The sequence below is a fragment of the Mesorhizobium silamurunense genome (genome assembly GCF_014843905.1).
Classification (GTDB): Bacteria; Pseudomonadota; Alphaproteobacteria; order Rhizobiales; family Rhizobiaceae; genus Mesorhizobium; species Mesorhizobium silamurunense.
In genome coordinates this window covers 23,261-39,810 of record NZ_LPVS01000061.1, presented here as the reverse complement: position 1 = coordinate 39,810, position 16,550 = coordinate 23,261, and the positions used below count along the sequence as shown (strand labels likewise).

Annotated in this window: 15 protein-coding genes; 3 read left to right on the top strand and 12 right to left on the bottom strand. The window is 64.1% G+C overall.

Annotation, left to right across the window (positions count from 1 at the left end; translation table 11 throughout):
* Positions 1-3 precede the first annotated feature (3 nt).
* The gene (locus AU465_RS17055; protein ID WP_192249971.1) at positions 4-1,281 is read right to left on the bottom strand and encodes a 4-aminobutyrate--2-oxoglutarate transaminase; all 1,278 of its coding nucleotides are present in this window, start codon (positions 1,279-1,281) and stop codon (positions 4-6) included.
* A gap of 142 nt (positions 1,282-1,423) precedes the next feature.
* On the bottom strand, positions 1,424-1,678 hold the full coding sequence (locus AU465_RS36610) for a hypothetical protein (RefSeq protein WP_246506187.1): 255 nt from the start codon (positions 1,676-1,678) through the stop codon (positions 1,424-1,426).
* On the opposite strand from AU465_RS36610, the gene AU465_RS17050 reads away from it, so the two are divergent.
* The 3 genes from AU465_RS17050 to AU465_RS17040 are packed head-to-tail and all read left to right on the top strand — an operon-like array spanning position 1,677 to position 6,828.
* Entirely contained in the window at positions 1,677-2,660 is a 984-nt protein-coding gene (locus tag AU465_RS17050) for an efflux RND transporter periplasmic adaptor subunit (protein ID WP_246506186.1), read from the top strand. The genes AU465_RS36610 and AU465_RS17050 overlap by 2 nt on opposite strands.
* A complete protein-coding gene (locus tag AU465_RS17045; protein WP_192249965.1) occupies positions 2,657-3,730 on the top strand; it encodes an efflux RND transporter periplasmic adaptor subunit in 1,074 nt (357 codons plus the stop codon). The genes AU465_RS17050 and AU465_RS17045 overlap by 4 nt, the downstream gene beginning before the upstream one ends.
* Positions 3,730-6,828, top strand: coding sequence for an efflux RND transporter permease subunit (locus AU465_RS17040; protein WP_281396780.1), 3,099 nt, complete (start codon positions 3,730-3,732; stop codon positions 6,826-6,828). The genes AU465_RS17045 and AU465_RS17040 overlap by 1 nt, the downstream gene beginning before the upstream one ends.
* A 12-nt stretch (positions 6,829-6,840) precedes the next feature.
* On the opposite strand, the gene AU465_RS17035 is transcribed toward AU465_RS17040, so the two are convergent.
* The 10 genes from AU465_RS17035 to AU465_RS16990 all read right to left on the bottom strand — a co-directional run bounded on the left by AU465_RS17035 (position 6,841) and on the right by AU465_RS16990 (position 16,536).
* Positions 6,841-7,167, bottom strand: coding sequence for a DUF2185 domain-containing protein (locus tag AU465_RS17035; RefSeq protein ID WP_192249962.1), 327 nt, complete (start codon positions 7,165-7,167; stop codon positions 6,841-6,843).
* 46 nt (positions 7,168-7,213) lie between these two features.
* Positions 7,214-7,963, bottom strand: coding sequence for an ABC transporter ATP-binding protein (locus AU465_RS17030; protein WP_192249959.1), 750 nt, complete (start codon positions 7,961-7,963; stop codon positions 7,214-7,216).
* The gene (locus tag AU465_RS17025) at positions 7,960-8,802 is read right to left on the bottom strand and encodes an ABC transporter ATP-binding protein (RefSeq protein ID WP_192249955.1); all 843 of its coding nucleotides are present in this window, start codon (positions 8,800-8,802) and stop codon (positions 7,960-7,962) included. The genes AU465_RS17030 and AU465_RS17025 overlap by 4 nt, the downstream gene beginning before the upstream one ends.
* A 28-nt stretch (positions 8,803-8,830) precedes the next feature.
* A complete protein-coding gene (gene nikC, locus AU465_RS17020; protein WP_192249953.1) occupies positions 8,831-9,751 on the bottom strand; it encodes a nickel transporter permease in 921 nt (306 codons plus the stop codon).
* The gene (locus AU465_RS17015) at positions 9,748-10,815 is read right to left on the bottom strand and encodes an ABC transporter permease (protein ID WP_192249951.1); all 1,068 of its coding nucleotides are present in this window, start codon (positions 10,813-10,815) and stop codon (positions 9,748-9,750) included. Before AU465_RS17015 ends, nikC begins: the two co-directional genes overlap by 4 nt.
* A gap of 18 nt (positions 10,816-10,833) precedes the next feature.
* Positions 10,834-12,471, bottom strand: a complete 1,638-nt coding sequence (locus tag AU465_RS17010; RefSeq protein ID WP_192249949.1) for an ABC transporter substrate-binding protein — start codon at positions 12,469-12,471, stop codon at positions 10,834-10,836.
* A gap of 274 nt (positions 12,472-12,745) precedes the next feature.
* Positions 12,746-14,020 carry a lytic murein transglycosylase gene (locus AU465_RS17005; RefSeq protein WP_192249947.1) on the bottom strand — a complete coding sequence of 425 codons (1,275 nt, stop codon included), beginning with the start codon at positions 14,018-14,020 and terminating at the stop codon, positions 12,746-12,748.
* Positions 14,021-14,208: 188 nt separating this feature from the next.
* Positions 14,209-14,814: a recombination mediator RecR gene (gene recR, locus AU465_RS17000; RefSeq protein ID WP_192249945.1), complete on the bottom strand. Its 606-nt coding sequence runs from the start codon at positions 14,812-14,814 to the stop codon at positions 14,209-14,211.
* A gap of 194 nt (positions 14,815-15,008) precedes the next feature.
* Positions 15,009-15,995: a cell wall hydrolase gene (locus AU465_RS16995; protein WP_192249943.1), complete on the bottom strand. Its 987-nt coding sequence runs from the start codon at positions 15,993-15,995 to the stop codon at positions 15,009-15,011.
* Positions 15,996-16,212: 217 nt separating this feature from the next.
* Complete coding sequence (locus AU465_RS16990; RefSeq protein ID WP_192249941.1) at positions 16,213-16,536, bottom strand: YbaB/EbfC family nucleoid-associated protein; 324 nt, start codon at positions 16,534-16,536, stop codon at positions 16,213-16,215.
* Positions 16,537-16,550: the final 14 nt, after the last annotated feature.

The window sequence follows — 16,550 nt, the reverse complement described above, 5'->3', positions numbered from 1 at the left end:
AAATCAAGCCGCGCGGACTTCGCGGATCGAGCTCTCCAGGATGTCCAGCGCCTCGGTCATGACGCCGTCCTGGATGGTGATCGGCGACAGGAAGCGGATGACGTTGCCGTAGACGCCGCAGGTGAGCAGGATGAGGCCCTTGTCGAGCGCCTTCAGCCGCACCGCATTGGCGAATTCGGCCGACGGCAGGCCCTTCTTCACATCGTTGAACTCGACCGCGTTCATGAAGCCCGGGCCGCGGATATCGACGATTTCCGGCACATCCTCCCGGATCGATTCCAGCCGCTGCTTCAGCCTGGCGCCTAGCGCATTGGCGCGGTCGCAGAGCTTTTCCTCCTCGATGACATCGAGCACGGCGTGCGCCGCGGCGACGCCGATCGGGCTGCCGCCATAGGTGCCGCCGAGACCGCCAGGGCCGGGCGCGTCCATGATCTCGGCGCGGCCGGTGACCGCCGCCAGCGGGAAACCGCCGGCGAGGCTCTTGGCCATGGTAGTGATGTCGGGCGCCACGTCATGATGCTCCATGGCGAACATTTTTCCCGTGCGGGCAAAGCCGGTCTGCACTTCGTCGGCGACGAGCAGGATGCCGTGCTGGTCGCAGATCTTGCGCAGTGCTGCCATGAAATCGCGCGGCGCCTCGTAGAAGCCGCCCTCGCCCTGCACCGGCTCGACGATGATGGCCGCGACCCGGGCCGGATCAACATCGGCCTTGAACAGCTTGTCCAACGCGGCAAGCGAATCTGCGACCGAAACGCCGTGCAGCGCGACCGGGAACGGCGCGTGGAAGACGTCGGCCGGCATGGCGCCGAAGCCGACCTTGTAGGGCACGACCTTGCCGGTCAGCGCCATGCCCATGAAGGTGCGGCCATGGAAGCCACCGGAAAAGGCAATGACCGCCTGGCGGCCGGTGGCGTTGCGGGCGATCTTGATCGCGTTCTCGACCGCCTCGGCGCCGGTGGTGACGAAGACGGTCTTCTTGTCGAACTTGCCGGGCAGCATGCCGTTCAGGCGCTCGGCCAGCCGCACATAGCTTTCATAGGGCACTACCTGATGGCAGGTGTGGGTGAAGCGGTCGAGCTGCGCCTTGACCGCCTCGATGACCTTGGGATGGCGGTGGCCGGTGTTGACGACCGCAATGCCTGACGAGAAGTCGATATAACGGCGGCCTTCGACGTCCCAGATTTCCGAATTTTCGGCGCGATCGGCGTAGATCTGCGTGGTCATGCCGACGCCGCGCGAGATCGACTGGTTCTTGCGTTCGGAAATGGCTGAATTCTTCATCTCGTCCCTCATCGGGCAGGCGCGCCCGTTTCGTTGATGAGCTGTTCTCGCCTTATTTCACGTTTTCCTCAAGTTGGCACCATGGCCCAGTCGATTGGGCCTGCCTCAGGGTAGAAATCCATCTTAACCAGCAGGCCGATCGTCAGGCAGAAACAGTTTCCTTTTCCCGGCGATCGATTATCCTCGCTGTTATCCGCGACGTGCCGCCGTCAGGAATGGCATATGCGGAACCGAGGGGAACCATGAGCAGGATCGCGACATCGTCCGCCTTGCCGTCATCACCACCCCGCCCTTCGTCTCGTCCATACATCTTTTTGTTGCTCGCCTGCGCCGCCGCTACGCTTTTGGCCGCCGGCTGCCAGAAGCAGCAGGCCGCGGAAAAGAGGCTGCCAGTCATGGTGACGACGCAGACCGTGGCCCTTGCGAACTATGCGCCAAGGACCTCGCTTACCGGCGTGATCGCGGCCCGCACGCTCAACAATCTGTCGTTCCGCGTCGGCGGGCGCGTCGCTGAGCGGCTCGTCGAGGTCGGCCAGCATGTCGACCAGGGCACGGTGCTGGCCCGCGTCGATCCGCAGGAGCAGGAATCCGACCTGCGCTCGGCGCAGGCCGATCTCGACGCGACGCAGGCGCAGCTTACCCAGGCCACGGCCACCTACCAGCGGCAAAAGACGCTGCTTTCGCAGGGCTTTACCACCAGGCGCGACTTCGACAGCGCCGACCAGACGATGAAAGTCGCGCAAGGCAGCGTCGACGCCGCGCAAAGCGCTTTGGCCAACGCCAAGGAAAACCTGTCCTATACCGAGCTCAAGGCGGGTGCGGCCGGCGTGATCACCGCGCGCCAGGTGGAAGCCGGACAGGTGGTGCAGGCGGCGCAGACCGTGTTCACTATCGCCGAGGACGGCGACCGCGACGCGGTGTTCAATGTGCATGAGACGCTCGTTGCCCAGACGCCTTCGGCGCCGGCGGTGACGATCACGCTGCTTTCCGACCCGCAGGTCAAGGCGATGGGCAAAGTGCGCGAGACTTCGCCGGCGGTCGACACCGCGTCGGGATCGATCCGGGTCAAGGTCGGCATACCCGATACGCCCGCCGGCATGCCGCTCGGCGCCGCCGTGATCGGCACCGTCAGCGCCAAGGCGGTGAAGGCCGTGCTGTTGCCCTGGCAGGCGCTGACGTCCACCGCCGGCAAGCCAGCGGTGTGGGTCGTCGATCCGTCGACCAAGGCGGTGGCGACGACGCCGATCGAGGTGCTTGCCTTCGATTCCGGGGTGGTCGTCGTCGACAGGGGGCTGGAGGTCGGTCAGAGCGTCGTCACCGCCGGCGGACAGCTGCTCAGCCCGGGACAGACGATCGAGATAGCGGGGGCGGGCCAATGAAGCGGCTACCTGGCATTTCCGCGCTCATCCTCGTCGCATCGCTTGCCGCCTGTTCGCGCTCGGAAGAGAAGCCACCCGAGATCATCCGGCCGGTGCTGTCGGTGGTCGTCGAACCGAAGTCGGTCGAGACCTTCGGTTTCGCCGGGACGGTCGAGCCGCAGTACAGCGCCGACCTTGCCTTCCGCCTGCTCGGCCACGTCGTGTCGCGTGACGTCAAGGTCGGCGACCTCGTCAGCAAGGGTACGACAATCGCCGCCCTCGATCCGACAGCGCTGGAGCTCGCCGTTCAGGCTTCCAAGGCGGAATTGTCGAACACCCAGGCGCAATTCGCCAATGCAGCGGCAAGCGAGGAGCGGCAGCGTCAGTTGCTTGCTTCCGCCAACACGTCGCAGGCCGTCTTCGATGCCGCTCAGCAGGCGCGGCAGGCAGCTGCCGCCAGCGTCGAGCGGGCGAATGCGGCTTTAGCCAAGTCGCAGGAGCAACTCGGCTATGCCCGGCTGTTCTCCGATTTCGACGGCGTCGTCACCGCGGTCGGCGCCGAGGTCGGCCAGACGGTGTCGCCGGGGCAGACCGTCGTCACCGTGGCGCGCACCGATCCGCGTGAGGCGGTGGTCGACATTCCCGATCGGCTGACCGGTGATCTCACCGTCGGCACGCCGTTCCAGATCATCCTGCAGTCGCTGCCCACCATCACGACCGAGGCCAAGCTGCGCGAGATCGCGCCGCAGGCCGAAGGCTCGACCCGCACCCGTCGCGTGCGCCTGACGCTCGTCGATCCGCCCACGGCCTTCCGGCTTGGCTCGACGATCACGGCGACCCGCATGACCAAGGTGGCGCCGACCATCGAACTGCCGATGTCGGCGCTGCTCGAAAAGGATGGCGCCGAAAAAGTGTGGATCGTCGATCCGCAGACCGCGAGCGTGAGCGTGCGCGAGGTCAAGATCGCCTCGAAGAACGGCGGCACCTTCACGGTGGCGTCGGGCCTGGAGGCCGGCATGCGCGTCGTCACGGCCGGCGTCCATAGCCTCAGCGAAGGCCAGAAGGTCAAGGTGCTCGAGGGAGGGGCCTGATGAAGGGCTTCAATCTCTCCGACTGGGCGCTCGGCCACCGCTCGCTGGTCTGGTATTTCATGCTGGTCTTCGTCGTGGCCGGCATCTTCTCCTACCTCCATCTTGGCCGCGAGGAGGATCCCGCCTTCACCATCAAGACGATGGTTATCCAGGCCAACTGGCCGGGCGCCTCGGTCAACGAGACCGTGCGCCAGGTGACCGACCGCATCGAGAAGAAGCTCGAGGAATTGGACAGCCTCGACTACACCAAATCGGTCACCACAGCCGGCAAGACCGTCATCTTCGTCAACCTGAAGCCGACCACCAAGGCCCGCGACGTCGTGCCGACCTGGCTGCAGGTGCGCAACATGATCGACGATATCTGGGCGCAGTTCCCGCAAGGCGTGCAGGGGCCGTTCTTCAACGACCGTTTCGGCGACGTCTACGGCAACATCTATGCCTTCACCGCCGACGGGCTGACGCCGCGCCAGCTACGCGACTATGTCGAGGATGTCCGAACCAAGATCCTGACCGTGCCGAATGCCGGCAAGGTCGACCTGGTCGGCGCCCAGGACGAGGCGATCTATCTCGAATTCTCGACCCGCCAAATCGCGGCGCTCGGCCTCAACCAGCAGCAGATCGTCGCCAGCCTCCAGGCCCAGAACGCCATCACGCCCTCCGGCGTCATCCAGTCCGGTCCGGAGCGGATCAGCGTGCGCGTCGGCGGGCAATTCACTTCCGAGGAAAGCCTGCGCGCCATCAACCTGCGCGTCAACGACCGCTTCTTCCGGCTGAGCGACGTGGCGACGATCAAGCGCGGCTATGTCGACCCGCCGACGGCCTTGTTCCGCTTCAACGGGCAGGACGCGATCGGGCTCGCCATCGGCATGAAGCCCAACGCCAATTTGCTCGAATTCGGCGAGGCGCTGCACAAGGAGATGCAGAAGGTGCTAGCCGACCTGCCGGTCGGTGTCGGCGTGCATCTGGTCGCCGACCAGCCTGTCATCGTCGAGGAGGCCGTTTCGGGCTTCACCCGCGCGCTTTTCGAGGCGGTGGCGATCGTGCTCGCGGTCTCCTTCATCAGCCTCGGCCTGCGTGCCGGCTTCGTGGTGGCGCTGTCGATCCCGCTGGTTTTGGCCATCACCTTCACGGTCATGGCCTATCTCGGCATCTCGCTGCAGCGCATTTCGCTCGGCGCGCTGATCATCGCGCTCGGCCTGTTGGTCGACGACGCGATGATCGCGGTGGAGATGATGGTGGCCCGGCTGGAGGTGGGCGACAATCTGCGCAAGGCGGCGACCTATGTCTACACCTCCACCGCCTTCCCGATGCTGACCGGAACGCTGGTGACGGTCGCCGGCTTCATCCCGATCGGCCTCAACTCGAGTGCCGCCGGCGAATACACCTTCACCCTGTTCGTCGTTATCGCCGTGTCGCTCCTGGTGTCATGGATCGTGGCGGTGCTGTTCGCGCCGCTGCTCGGGGTCACCATCCTGCCGGCGACGATGAAGGCCAAGCATCACGACCAGCCGGGGAGATTCACATCAATGTTCCGGCGCGTGCTCGTCTTATCGGTGCGGCGCCATTGGCTGACGATTATCGCGACCATGCTTCTGTTCGCCGCCTCCATCGCCGGCTTCGGCCTCGTCCAGCAGCAGTTCTTCCCGCCCTCCGACCGGCCGGAGCTGATCGTCGACTGGAACCTGCCGCAGAATTCGTCGATCGCCGAGACGCGCGACCAGATGGAACGATTCGAGCAGCGGGCGCTGGTCGGCAATCCCGACGTCGACCATTTCTCCTCCTATATCGGTCAGGGCGCCGTGCGCTTCGTGCTCGCCTATGACGTGCAGCCGGCCAATCCCTATTTCGGCCAGACCGTCATCGTCACCAAGAGCATCGAGGCGCGCAACCGGGTGAAGCCGGCGCTGGAAAAGCTGCTGCGCGAGGAATTCGTGGGCACCGACGCCTTCGTCAAATTGCTGGAGCTCGGGCCGCCTGTCGGACGCCCGGTGCAGTACCGCGTCGGCGGTCCGGACATCCAGACGGTGCGGGAACTCGCACAACAGTTCGCCGGTGTGATCTCGGCCAACCCCAAGCTTGCCGCGCCCACCTTCGACTGGAACGAGCCGCAGCGGGTGCTGCGGGTCGACGTGCTGCAGGACAAGGCGCGCCAGCTCGGCATCACCTCGTCCGATATCGCCAGCGCGCTGAACAGCACGGTCGGCGGCTCGACCATCACCCAGGTGCGCGACGCGACCTATCTGATCAATGTCGTGGCGCGCTCGCGCGAGGCCGAGCGCGGCTCGATCGAGACGCTGCAGAACATGCAATTGCCGACCGGGAACGGCGAGGCGATCCCGCTCGCGGCGGTCGCCAACTTCCGCTACGAACTGGAACAGCCGACGGTGTGGCGGCGCAACCGAACGCCGACGATCACCGTGCGCGCCGGCATGGTCGGCGACGTGCTGCCGGCGACCGTCGTCAACGAGTTGAAGCCGTCGGTCGACGCCTTCATCGCCAAGCTGCCGCCCGGCTATTCGGTGCAGACCGCCGGCTCGGTCGAGGAAAGCGCCAACAGCCAGGGACCGATCGCGGCCGTCGTGCCGCTGATGCTGTTCATCATGGCGACCATCCTGATGGTGCAGTTGCAGAGCTTCCAGCGCCTGTTCCTGGTGGTGGCGGTGGCGCCGCTGGGCCTGATCGGCGTGGTGGCGGCGCTCGTGCCCAGCGGCGCGCCGCTCGGCTTCGTCGCCATCCTCGGCGTTTTGGCGCTGATCGGCATCCTGATCCGCAACTCGGTCATCCTGATCGTGCAGATCGAAGATCTTGTCGCCGATGGCAAGGACCGCTGGGCGGCAGTGATCGAAGCGACCGAGCACCGCATGCGGCCGATCGCGCTGACGGCGGCGGCCGCGAGTCTCGCGCTGATCCCGATCGCGCGCGAAGTGTTCTGGGGACCGATGGCCTACGCCATGATGGGCGGCATCATCGCCGGCACGGCGATCACGCTGCTGTTCCTGCCAGCGCTATATGTGACGTGGTTCAGGATCAAGGAGCCGAAAGGCGGGAGACAACCGCCCGTTTCTGAAACCGGAGAACTAGTACAAAGCCCAACCTAAGGCTGTTCCGGGTCACTCGTTATCGTTGGAAGGTACAGGGCGCGACTTGGCGCGCTGCCACGGCGATGATTTTGAGTTGCGCCAAGCATGCCAGCCTTTTGGCAAATCGGCCAATGCCAGGATGCTTCCATCCCGCTGAACCACCTCTTGCAGGCCGACGAGCATTATGTCGCGTTTATCCCAATCTCGGGTGTCGCTGCTGTAGAACTGCCAACTGCCGCCTTCATCGTCGTCGTCATCCTCATGCAAAACGTATGCGATCCAGTCACCGCGTTCAAATATGCTCCTGTCCGATAGCACCGCGACATTTGGTGGGTCTGCAAACTTCCATTCCTCCATGGGAATTCCCTGGCAACTGTTGGTTCCGCGCAAAGCAAGCACGAGTTCAAGCGGTTCTTACAAACCCCTCGCTGGCCCGCAGCAAGTTGCGCGTATAATCCTGGCTCACCCGGTGCCCGATCAGCTGGCTTGCGGTCAGCGTCTCCACCGCCTCGCCGTTCTGCATCACCATCAGCCGCTCGCACATGTGGGTGATGATGGCGAGGTCGTGGCTGACCATCAGGAAGGTGAGCTTGCGCCGCCGCCGAACCTCTTCGAGCAGGTTCAACACCTCGGCCTGCACCGAGGCATCTAGCGCCGAGGTCGGCTCGTCGAGCAGCAGGATCGAGGGTTCGAGGATCAGCGCGCGGGCGATGGCCACGCGCTGGCGCTGGCCGCCGGAGAGCTGGTGCGCGTAACGGAAGCGGAAGCCGTTGCCGAGGCCAACCTCGTCCAGCGCGCGTTCGATGCGCTTTTCGCCATCGGCGATGCCGTGGATGGCAAGCGGCTCCTGCAGCAGCCGGTCGACCGTCTGGCGCGGATGCAGCGAGCCGTACGGATCCTGGAAGACCATCTGCACCTCGCGGTAAAAGGCCTTGTCGCGGGTTTTGCCGAGCGTCTTGCCGTTGACGGTGATGGTGCCTGAAGAGACGGGCGCCAGGCCGGTGATTGCCCTCAGCAGCGTCGACTTGCCGGAGCCGCTCTCGCCGACCAGCCCGTAAGACTCGCCTTCCCTCACTTCGAGGCTGACGCCCTTCAGCGCGCGAAAACGGTCGAAGACCACTTCCAGCCCTTCGACGGAAAGCGCTGCCGTCATGTCGCCCACTCCGGCTTGCGCTCGAGCACCGGCAGCGGATGCCGCTCGAAGCCGATCCTCGGCATGCAGTTGAGCAGGCCGCGCGTGTAGGGATGCCGGGCATCGCGCAGTTCGGATGCCTTGAGCTGCTCGACCACCTTGCCGGCATACATAACGACCACGCGATCGCAGAAGGACGAGACCAGGCGCAGATCATGCGAGATGAAGATCAGCCCCATGCCGCGCTCGGCGACCAGCTTGTCGAGGATGTTCAGGACATCGAGCTGCACGGTGACGTCGAGCGCCGAGGTCGGTTCGTCGGCGATCATCAGCTCCGGCCCGGCGATCAGCATCATGGCGATCATGGCGCGCTGGCCCATGCCGCCCGAGACTTCATGCGGGTGAAGGTCGAAGACACGGGCCGGATCGCGGATCTGCACCGCCCGCAGCATCTCCAGCGCGCGCTCGCGCGCTTCTGCCTTTCCGACCTTCTCATGCGTGCGCAGCGTCTCGACGATCTGGCGGCCGATGGTCATCACCGGATCGAGCGAATATTTCGGATCCTGCAGGATCATGGCGATGCGGTTGCCGCGCAGCGCCCGGCGCTGGCTGGATGAGACCGAGAGCAGATCGATGCCGTCGAAGCTGAGTTTCTTGGCCGACACCTCAGCCTGCGGCGGGGTGAGGCCCATGATGGCGCGGCCGGTCTGCGACTTGCCGGAGCCGCTCTCGCCGACGATGCCCAGCCGCTCGCGGCCAAGCGAGAACGAGACGCCGCGCACCGCCTGCACGACCCCGGTCCGGGTCGGGAAGGTGACGCGCAGATCGTCGACTTCGAGCAGCGCGCCTTTTGTTTGCATGTCCGGATTGCCGCTCACTGGTCGCCGCTCATTGGTCACCACTCCGGGGATCGAGCGCGTCGCGCAGGCCGTCGCCGAGCAGGTTGAAGCCGAGGCTGACGATGAGGATGGCGGCACCTGGTGCCGCGGCCACCCACCACTGGTCAAGGATGAAGCGGCGACCGGACGCGATCATGGCACCCCATTCGGGCAGCGGCGGCTGCGCGCCGAGGCCGAGGAAGCCGAGACCGGCGGCGGTGAGGATGATGCCCGCCATGTCGAGCGTCACCCGGATGATCAGCGAGGAAATGCAGAGCGGCATGATGTGGCGCAGCACGATGCGGAAGGGCGAGGCGCCCATCAGCTGCACCGCCTTGATGTAGTCCGAGTTGCGCACCGTCAGCGTCTCGGCGCGCGCGATGCGCGCATAGGGTGGCCAGGAGGTGATGGCGATCGCCAGCACCGCGTTTTCGATGCCGGGGCCGAGTGCCGCGACGAAGGCCAGGGCCAGCACCAGCTTCGGGAAGGCGAGGAAGATGTCGGTGATGCGCATCAGGATCGCATCGGTCCAGCCGCCGGCATAGCCGGCGACGGTGCCGACCAGGAGGCCGATGGGAGCGGCGATGACGGCGACCAGGATGACGACATAGAGCGTCCAGCGCGAGCCGTAGACGATGCGCGAATAGATATCGCGGCCGAGGTCGTCGGTGCCGAACCAATGCGCGGCGCCTGGCGCCAGCAGGCGGGCATTCTTCAGATCACCCACGGTCGGCGAATAGGGTGCCAGCACACCTGCAAAGGCGGCAACCACCACCAACGCGAGGATGATTAGCAAGCCAATGAAGGCCAGCCGATTGGCCGAGAAGCGCCGCCAGGCGACATAGGCGCGGCCGAGCCTTGCCTGCATGCGCGAGGCCGGCCGCTCGCTAAGCAGCCACTCGCGACGGGACTGGACGACTTCCGCGCTCATCCGACCTTCGTCCTTGGGTCGAGCAACCGGTAGAGCAGGTCGGACAAGAGATTGATGCCGATGAAGACCGAGCCGATGACGATGGTGCCGCCCAGCACCGCGTTCATGTCGGCGTTCTGCAGCGAGTTGGTTATGTAGAGGCCGATGCCCGGCCAGGAGAAGACGGTCTCGGTCAGCACCGAGCCTTCGAGCAGGCTGGCGTAGGAGAGCGCGATCACGGTCACCATCGGTACCGCGGCATTGCGCAGCGCGTGGCCCCAGATGATGAGCGCTTCCGACAGGCCCTTGGCGCGCGCGGCCACAATGTATTCTTGCGCCATCTCGTTCAGCATGAAGGAGCGGGTCATGCGGCTGATATAGGCCAGCGAGAAATAGCCGAGCAGCGAAGCCGGCAGGATGATGTGGCGGTAGGCGTCGTAAAAGACATCCCATTGGCCCTGCATCGCGGCGTCGAGCAGATAGAAGCCGGTGATCGGCGTGAAGGTGTATTCGTAGACGACGTCGAGCCGCGCCGGAAAGGCGACCCACTGCAGCTTGGCATAAAACAGCACGAGCCCGAGCAGCCCTAGCCAGAAGATCGGCACGGAATAGCCGATCAGGCCAATAATGCGCACGATCTGGTCGATGAGGCTGCCACGCCTGACCGCTGCCAACACGCCGAGCGGCACGCCGATGACCGCGCCGATCAGCGTGCCCAATGTGGCAAGCTCGATGGTCGCCGGAAAAGCGCGGCGGATATCAGTCATGACCGGATTGGTGGTCAGCACGGAGGTACCGAAGTCGCCATGGATGGCATTCTTTACGTAGATATAGAACTGCTCGATCCACGGCAGGTCGAGACCCATCTCGCGGCGCGTGCGCTCGACGACGGCGGTGGGGGCCCGGTCGCCGAGAACGGCGAGCACCGGATCGATGGGGATGACGCGGCCAATGAAGAAGGTCACCGCGAGAAGACCGAGATAGGTCGTCACCGCGATGACCAGGAAGCGGCCAAGCGACGATAGAATGGCGACGGCGCGGGCGCTGCCGCGCCCGGCCGCCGCCTGGTTTTCAGCTACGCTCACGCGGCGCGTCCGCTGGCACTATTCCTTCGAGACTGTCCCGACGAAGTTGGTGTCGAAGCTCGGACCGAGCGCGAAGCCCTTGAGGTTCTTGCGCAGGCCGGCCACTTCGAGCTGCTGATGGATGACGACGAAGGGACTGGTGTCGAGGATCTTCTTCTGCAGGTCCTTGTACATGTCGGCGCGCTTGGCCGAATCCTTCTCCAGCAAGGCCGCCTCGGTTTCCTTGGTCAGGTCCGGAATGTCCCAGGCGTTGCGCCAGGCCAGCGTCCTGATCTTGGCCGCGTCGGAATTGTCCGGATTCGAGGCAAAGGTCTGAGCATTGGAGTTCGGATCGAAATAGTCCTGGCCCCAGTTGCCGATATAGATGTCGTGATTGCGGGCGCGGTATTTGGTCAGCGTCTGCTTGCCGTCGCCGGGGATGATCTCCAGCTTGATGCCGGCCTGACCGAGCGTCTGCTGGATCGATTCTGCCATGCCTGTTTCAGGCTGTTTGCTGCGCACGTCCATGGTCACCTTGAAGCCGTCCGGCAAGCCAGCCTTGGCTAAGAGTTCCTTGGCCTTGGCAACGTCGAGCTTGAAGGGGTTGTCGTCGATGGCGCCCAGATCGCCCTTGGGCAGGAAAGACTGGTGGATCTCGCCGATGCCCTTGAGGATGGTCGAGCTCAGCGCATCATAGTCGACGAGATATTTGAACGCCTGGCGAACCTCCGGCTTGGCAAGGTTCGGGTTCTTCTGATTGAGGCTGATGTAGTAGACCGTGCCCTTCGGGGCGCTGGCGGTGGTGAGGTCGGCGTTCTTGGCGATGGCGTCGAGGTCGTTCGGCTCGAGATTGCGGGCGACGTCGATGTCGCCGGCTTCGAGCGCCAGACGCTGCGCTGAGCTTTCCTTCATGTAGCGGTAGATGACACGGGCGAGCTTGGCCTTCTCGCCATTGTAATTGTCGTTGCGCTCCAGCACGACCGCCTCGTTGGCGCGCCATTCGCGCAGCTTGAACTGACCCGAGCCGGCATAGCCGGTCTTCAGCCAGGCGTTGCCGAAGTCGTTGTCCCATTTGTAGTCGGCGCTCGGCGTGGCGGCGGCGACATGTTCCTTGACCAGCTTGCTGTCGACGACCGACGCGACAGTGGCCGACAGGCAGTTCAGCACGAAGCTCGGCGCATAGGCCTTGTCGACGACGAACTGGAAGGTGGTGTCGTCGACCGCCTTGGCCTTCTCGGTGACATTGTCGCCGCTGATGCCGAACTGGTTGATGATGAAGGCCGGGCTCTTGTCGAGCTTGATGGCGCGCTCGAAGGAATAGGCGACGTCGGCCGCAGTGATCGGATTGCCGGAGGCGAACTTCATGCCGGGCTTGAGCTTGAAGGTGTAGGTCAGGCCGTCGTCGGACACACTCCAGCTCTCCGCGAGGTCGCCCTTGACCTTGGAGGTGTCGCTGAGGTCGAGGCGGACCAGGAGATCATAGGTATTGCCGGTCACCTCGGCTGTCGACAGCTCGAACGCCTCGCCCGGATCCATCGAGATGATGTCGTCGATGGCGAAGCCTTCGACCAGCGTGTCGGCAGGCGTGACGGCGAAGGCCGGCACCGCCAGCAGCGCAGACATCGCCACACCCGCGAGCAAGCCACGAGAGCGAAGAGCAAACCTTTCCAGCATCATGGTAGTCGTTCCCTGTTTTGTTGATTGTTGACCTGAGTTCCCGGCTCAGGATTGCAGAATTCTTTGGACCGGTCGACGGCCCACCGACCTCTTACCGTCCTGGTTTTTGTCCAGTTGGTCAACACCCTATTCGGCGGCGCTCGAACCCGCAACGCGCATTTTACGAGATAGCTATTGGGCCAGAATGGGCCGCCACGAGTCGACCCGTGCGCCGGCTAATCGAAGCCTCCAATCAGGAAAAATCTGCTAAACTTTTGACCTTTGGAAGTCGCCGTCATTTCAGTTGCGCGACCAAGCTCGCATCGGGAAAACAGGTCGCTGCCTTGCCGTTCTTCGCCTGCCAGACGCCGATCGAGCGGCGTGTCTTAAAGCCGGGCAGGCCGTCGGCGCTGCCGACATCGTAACCCTTCGCCTCCAGCGCCCGCTGCAGTGCCGCGATATCGGACCGATGGAGATCACCGACCGGGCCCCAGGTGCCGGCGAAGGTGGCGTCGCCCTTGGCGATGCGATTGGCGGCGTGGCCGATGAACAGCGCATAGAGGTCGCTGGTGTTGTATTCCTTCAGCACATAGAAGTTCGGCGTGACGATGAAGGCCGGACCGCTGCGCCCGGCCGGCATCAGCAGAAAACCCTCGGCCTTCAGCTCGCTCGCCGAAAACGCCTTGCCGTCGACGCGCCTGATGCCCATCGCCACCCAGTCGGAAATCTTCTTGCCCTGGTCCGGTCCTTCGAGCGCGCAGGAGACGTTTGCCGGCGCGATCACCTCGGCGCCCCAGCCGCGTCCCCTCACCCAGCCATAGTGGACAAGATAGTTCGCGATCGAGGCGAGCACGTCCGGCGTCGAATTCCAGATATCGGGCCGGCCGTCGCCATCGAAGTCTACGGCGTGCTTGAGGAACGACGTCGGCATGAATTGCGGCTGGCCGAGCGCGCCTGCCCAGGACGACTTCATCGCGTTGACCGGGGCAAGCCCATGCTCGACGATATCGAGCGCCGCCAGCACCTCGGTTCGGAAGACGTCCTTCTTGGTCGACATGAACGCCTTGGTGCCCAGAACCTCGAAGGCGTCGTAGGGCATCTTGGCGGCGCCGAAGCCGGTCTCGCGGCCCCAGATCGCCAGCACGATGTCGCCAGGCACGCCGTAGCGCTTCTCGATCAGCCCGAGCACCCTTGCATTGGCGCTCTCGCGCGTCCGACCGCCGGTGGTGACGGCGCGAATGATCTTCTCGGCGAAATAGTTGGCCGGCGGGCCGAACTCGGCCTGGTGCTGCTTTTCCGGCGTCGTCGGCTTCTCGCCGGGCATGACGAGGTCCGGCAGCTTCAGGTTCGGCTTCACGCCGATGAAGGCGGCGTCAAAGGTTTTCTTGGAGATGCCTTTGGCCTTTGCCTCGGGCCAGAGGTCGTTCTGAAGCCAGGCCTGGAACTGGTCGTCGATGGGGGTAGCGGAGGCTGGATGTGTGAAAAGCCCGATCAGCGCGACCAGCAGAAATGCGAGGGCTAGTTTGCAAAAGCAGCGTTCTGTCGCGCCCCCCTCTGTCCTGCCGGACATCTCCCCCTCTAGGGGGGAGATCGGACGTCGCCCTGGCCAATCGCCAACGTCGAAAGGAAAATGTTGCCGGCGAAGCTGCCAATCTCCCCCCTTGAGAGGGAGATGTCCGGCAGGACAGAGGGGGGTGCTTAACACCGGCTTCGAAGGATGCATTCCAGTCATAGCGCGCATCCTCCGTCTAGCCGCCCTCAAAACGTCGTCCTCGATCGCAGCGCGGCGGCCAGCGTGCCTTCGTCGAGGTAATCCAGCTCGCCGCCGACCGGCACGCCATGCGCCAGCCTGGTCACCTTGACGTCGAAGCCCGAGAGCTGGTCCGTCAGATAATGCGCCGTCGTCTGGCCCTCGACGGTGGCGTTGACGGCGAGGATCACCTCCTTCACCCCGCCACCGGCGACACGGTCGACCAATGAGCGGATGTTGAGCTGATCCGGTCCGATGCCGTCGAGCGGCGACAGCGTGCCGCCGAGCACGTGGTAGCGCACGTTCATGGCGGCGGCGCGCTCCAGCGCCCAAAGGTCGGAGACGTCCTCGACGACAATGAGCGTGCCGGCGTCACGGCGCGGATCGGTGCAGATCATGCAGGGATCGGAGGTGTCGACATTGCCGCAGGTCGAGCAGATGCGCACCTTGTCAACCGCCTCGCCCATGGCGGCGGCTAAAGGCTGAAGCAGCTGCTCCTTCTTCTTGATGAGATGGAGGGCCGCGCGGCGTGCCGAACGCGGCCCGAGCCCCGGCACCTTGGCCAGGAGCTGGATCAGGCGTTCGATCTCTGGACCGGCGATTCGTTTCGACATCGCCCTGATCTAGAGCAATTCCAGGAAAAGTGCGAAGCGGTTTTCCGTCCGGAATTGCGTCAAGACGAAAAGGTGGATCAGTTCGCCGCTTCGTGAAACGGTGAACTGATCCAGGATTTTCAGAGCGGTTTGGAACAGCCCGCAATGGCGCATGATCCGCCATGCTGCCACGGCGGATCGTCGATCAGGTTGGCTCAGTAGGCTTCGAGCGGCCGGTTCTGGCTGACGATCAGCGCGCCGATGGCGTCGGTATTCTCAGGCGTCGACTGGAATCCCATCGCCGCTTCCTGCGGGGCGCTCGGAACAGACGTGACATACCGGCCTTTCAGCGTCCCGCCGAAGCGGGACGCGTCCGGCTCCTCCATCGGCTCCTGCATCGCCACCACCGTCGGCTTCGCCGTGACGCGGCCGGACTTCTGCGCCGGCGCAATGGAGGCCGTTATATAGGTCTGCTCTGCCGGAACGGTCGCAGTCTTGGCCGGAAGGGCCGGCGCAGCCGCGGTCATTGCGGCCTGCTTGGCCGGATCGGCATGGACAATCGTCTTGACCACCGGCTCGGCGGAAGCAACGAGCACCGGAGCGGCAGGGTCGATCTTCTGCGACTTGTCGGAGGCCATGGCGACCATGGGCTCATCGGGCAGCGGCTGCCAGTTGTGGCCGCGCTTCTCGTAGAAAGCGTTGCCGCCGGCCACCATCGTGTAGTGCATGTTCTTGTAAGGGAACCGCAGGCCGGCGGTGTGGAAATACATCGTATTCTTGAGCTTTGCCTTGCGCTCGCCCTTGAGCACTGCCTCGGCGGCCAGTTCGACATCAGGCAGCGCCTTCGAATTCATCGGCCGCGTCAGCACGCCGGGGGCGAACTGGCCACTCTCGCCGACGACCTGGCAGATGGTGTCACCGTGCCGGCCCGAGCGCAGCCGGTTCATCACGACCGTGCCGACGGCGATCATGCCGTCGCGGCTCGACCGGTTAGACTCGAAGAACATCGCCCTTTGCAGGCACTCCTTGTCCTTCATCGAGTATTTGTAGGAACGCGAGCTGAGGAAGCTCGGCGTGACGGCGTCGGTCAGGCTCGCCACCGACATGCCATGTGAAGCGGTCTGGCTGCAGCCGGCCAGGAACAAGGGGGAAGCGGCGATGCCGATGAGCAGCAGCGGCGTCTTCCATCGCGTCGCGATCAACAAAAAAGCCTCATTTCCAGATGCCAGCCCGCCCCGAGATGTGGCAAGAATGAGACTCTTTCAGGCAAAAAGATGGCTAGATGGTTAGCAATCTCTGGACTTGGGTAAAACTTTATGAATGTCGCGAAATGAGCCCGTGAGCAAAGCCGGCAAAATGGTTAATATTGCCGCGCGCGCTCAATTTTCGTTCATAATCAATTAACTGGCGGCAGATGCCTCAGAACGGCAATTTCATTCCGGGCGGTATAGGCAGGCCCGCGGTCAATGCCTTGGTCTTTTCCTGCATGATCTGCTCGACCTTATTTTTGGCATCATTGTGCGCGGCCAAAAGCAGGTCTTCCAGGATCTCGACCTCGTCGTCCTTCAACAGCGACGGATCAATCTTCAGCGCCTTCATTTCGAACTTGCCGGTCAGGGTCACGCTGACAAGGCCGCCACCCGCCTGCCCAGTGGCTTCCAGCGTGGCGATCTCGTCCTGCATGGCCTGGAACTTGGCCTGCATTTCCTTCGCCTTGCCCATCAGGCCGAGAAGATCCTTCATCGCAAACGTCCTTT